This window comes from Kineococcus arenarius subsp. arenarius (assembly GCF_050871845.1).
Classification (GTDB): Bacteria; Actinomycetota; Actinomycetes; order Actinomycetales; family Kineococcaceae; genus Kineococcus.
The window spans coordinates 1-2,756 of record NZ_JBJLSE010000179.1; the positions used below are offsets into that span (position 1 = coordinate 1).

General features: G+C 77.7%; 4 protein-coding genes. All 4 read left to right on the plus strand.

Annotated features, from left to right (window positions below; translation table 11 throughout):
- The first annotated feature begins 112 nt into the window (after nucleotides 1-112).
- The 4 genes from ACRYM0_RS20730 to ACRYM0_RS20745 are packed head-to-tail and all read left to right on the plus strand — an operon-like array spanning nucleotide 113 to nucleotide 2,604.
- A complete protein-coding gene (locus ACRYM0_RS20730; RefSeq protein ID WP_432507740.1) occupies nucleotides 113-847 on the plus strand; it encodes a DedA family protein in 735 nt (244 codons plus the stop codon).
- Nucleotides 848-870: 23 nt separating this feature from the next.
- Complete coding sequence (locus ACRYM0_RS20735; protein ID WP_432507741.1) at nucleotides 871-1,311, plus strand: acyl-CoA thioesterase; 441 nt, start codon at nucleotides 871-873, stop codon at nucleotides 1,309-1,311.
- A gap of 37 nt (nucleotides 1,312-1,348) precedes the next feature.
- The gene (locus ACRYM0_RS20740; RefSeq protein WP_432507742.1) at nucleotides 1,349-1,972 is read left to right on the plus strand and encodes a DedA family protein; all 624 of its coding nucleotides are present in this window, start codon (nucleotides 1,349-1,351) and stop codon (nucleotides 1,970-1,972) included.
- Nucleotides 1,969-2,604, plus strand: coding sequence for a YigZ family protein (locus tag ACRYM0_RS20745; protein ID WP_432507743.1), 636 nt, complete (start codon nucleotides 1,969-1,971; stop codon nucleotides 2,602-2,604). The genes ACRYM0_RS20740 and ACRYM0_RS20745 overlap by 4 nt, the downstream gene beginning before the upstream one ends.
- Nucleotides 2,605-2,756 lie beyond the last annotated feature (152 nt).

The window sequence follows — 2,756 nt, forward strand, 5'->3', positions numbered from 1 at the left end:
CTCCACCCGCGGGTGGAGGCCACCGCCGTTCGCAGGACACCCGCGTCCGCCTCACGGTTGATCCTCAGCCCGGGCGGTTCCCGGGCCCGGGAGGCCGACCTACCCTGGGGGCGTGCCCCTCCTCGCCGAGCTCTCGGCTGCCGCGCCCGCCGCTCACGCCGTGCTGCCGGACTGGCTGGAGGCCACCTCCCTGCTGGACACCCTGGGCGGGGCGGCGCTGTGGGGCGCGGCGGCCATCGTCTTCGCCGAGTGCGGGCTGTTGATCGGCTTCTTCCTGCCGGGCGACTCGCTGCTGTTCACGCTGGGCCTGTTCACCCGCGAGGAGCACGTCCCGCACTCCATCTGGTTCGTGTGCCTGGTGCTCTCGCTGGCCGCGTTCCTGGGCAACGTGTGCGGCTACGAGATCGGGCGCAAGGCGGGTCCGGCCGTCCTGGACCGGCCCGGCTCCAGGATCTTCAAGCGCCGGCACGTCGAGAGGACGCAGGCGTTCTTCACCACCTACGGGGCGCGGGCGATCATCCTGGCGCGCTTCGTGCCGATCGTGCGGACCTTCATCACCGTCGCCGCGGGCGCCGGGCGGATGCCGCGGCGCACGTTCTTCGTCTTCTCCGCCGTGGGCGCCGTGCTCTGGGGCACCGGCGTGACCGTCCTGGGCTACCTGCTCGGCGGCATCCCGCTCATCCGGGACAACATCGAGCTCGGCCTGCTGATCCTGGTGGTGCTCTGCGTGCTCCCCGTCGCCGTGGAGCTGCTGAACTCCCGCCGCAAGCAGCGCCGCGCCGCCGCGGCCCTGCCCGTCCAGACGGCCCTGCGCGTCGACGAGGCCACCCCCGAGAAGCACCGCTGACACCCGGGGGGCACGATGGCGCGGTGCCTCGCTCGGAGCAGCTGCTGTCCCTGCGCTGGGGCGACATGGACGCCTACCGCCACGTCAACAACGTCGAGGTGCTGCGGCTGCTGGAGGAGGCGCGCGTGCGCGCCTTCGGGGTGCCCGGCCCCGACGGCTCGGCGCCGATGCTCGCCACCGGCATGGTCGTGGCGCGCCACGAGGTCGACTACCTGCTCCCCCTGGACTACCGCACCGAGCCGGTGGCGGTGGACCTGTGGATCGAGCGCGTCGGCGGCGCCAGCTTCCAGGTGCGCTACGAGGTGCGCGAGCCCGAGCCGTCGGCCGTGGGCGAGCCGCGCACGTACGTGCGCGCCGGCACCACCTGCGTGTCCTACGACTTCGCCGCGGGCCGCCCGCGCCGGCTGAGCGAGGCGGAGCGCGCCCGCCTGGCCGCGCTGGCCGACGGGCCCACCGGCGCCTGAGGGGCCGGGCGGCGCGAGCGCCTGCGAGGATCGGGGGGTGTCCGACTGGCTCGCGCAGCTCGCCGACCCGCAGCTGGATCACCTCGGCGCCCTGGGCGTCTACGCCCTCGTGTTCGGCATCGTGTTCGCCGAGACGGGCACGCTCGTGGGCTTCTGGCTGCCCGGCAGCACCGTGCTGTTCACCGCCGGCCTGCTGGCCGCCCGCGACGGCAGCCCGGTCTCGCTGCCGGTGCTGGTGGTGGGGGTGACGCTGGCGGCGATCCTCGGCGACACCGTCGGGTACTGGTCCGGCCGGCGCCTGGGGCGGCCCTGGCTGCTGCGCCGCGCGGGGAAGGCCGCCGAGCACCTGCCGCGGGCGGAGGCGTTCTACGAGAGGTACGGCTGGTTCGCCGTGGTGGGTTGCCGCTACATCCCGTGGCTGCGGGCGTTCACCCCCATCATCGCCGGCACCGCCGCCATGCCGTACGCCGCGTTCGCCAGCGCCAACGTGGTGGGTGCCCTGACGTGGGGGGCGCTGCTCGTGCTGGCCGGGTACGCCGCCGACTCGCTGCCGTGGATCCGCACGCTGGCGTACGCGATCGCCGGCACGGCGATCCTCTTCTCGATCGTCGCGCCCATCGCCGGGGCGCTGCGCCGGCGCCGCGCGGCGCGCACCCGGTGAGCGCACCGCGCCCCGTGCCGGCGCGGGCGGTGCGCACGGAGACGGTCGTGGAGCGCTCGCGCTTCCTGTGCGTGCTGGAGCCGGTGGCCGACGAGGCCGCCGCGGACGCCGTCGTGGCCGCCGTGCGCCGCGAGTTCCCGGACGCGCGCCACCACTGCACGGCCCGGGTGCTGGGCGACGACGGGCAGGTGCGGCGCTCCTCCGACGACGGCGAGCCCGCCGGCACGGCCGGGGCGCCGATGCTCGCCGCGCTCGACGGCGCCGGCGTGACGGGCGCGGTGGCGGTGGTGGTGCGCTGGTTCGGCGGGGTGCTGCTGGGCACCGGCGGCCTGGTGCGCGCCTACGGCGGCGCGGTGGCCGGGGCGCTGGCCGAGGCGGGCGTGCTCCACCGGCACCGGGTGGAGCTGGTGGGGGTGCGCGCCCCGCTGGCCGGGGCCGGGCGCGTGGAGGCCGAACTGCGCCGCCGGCACGTCGTCGAGGACGTCGCGTGGGGCGCGGAGGGCTGGCGCGCGGTGGTGGCGGTGCCGGCCGGCGGGCGCGAGGCGCTGGCGGCCGAGCTGGCCGCCGCGGGCCTGCCCCCGGCCGCCGCCGACCTCATCCCCCTGGGCCCCGCCGTCCGCCCCCTCCTCTGACTCCTCCCCTCCCCTCCCCTCCCCTCCCCGGGGGGGGGGGGGGGGGGGGGGGGGGGGGGGGGGGGGGGGGGGGGGGGGGGGGGGGGGGGGGGGGGGGGGGGGGGGGGGGGGGGGGGGGGGGGGGGGGGGGGGGGGGGGGGGGGGGGGGGGGG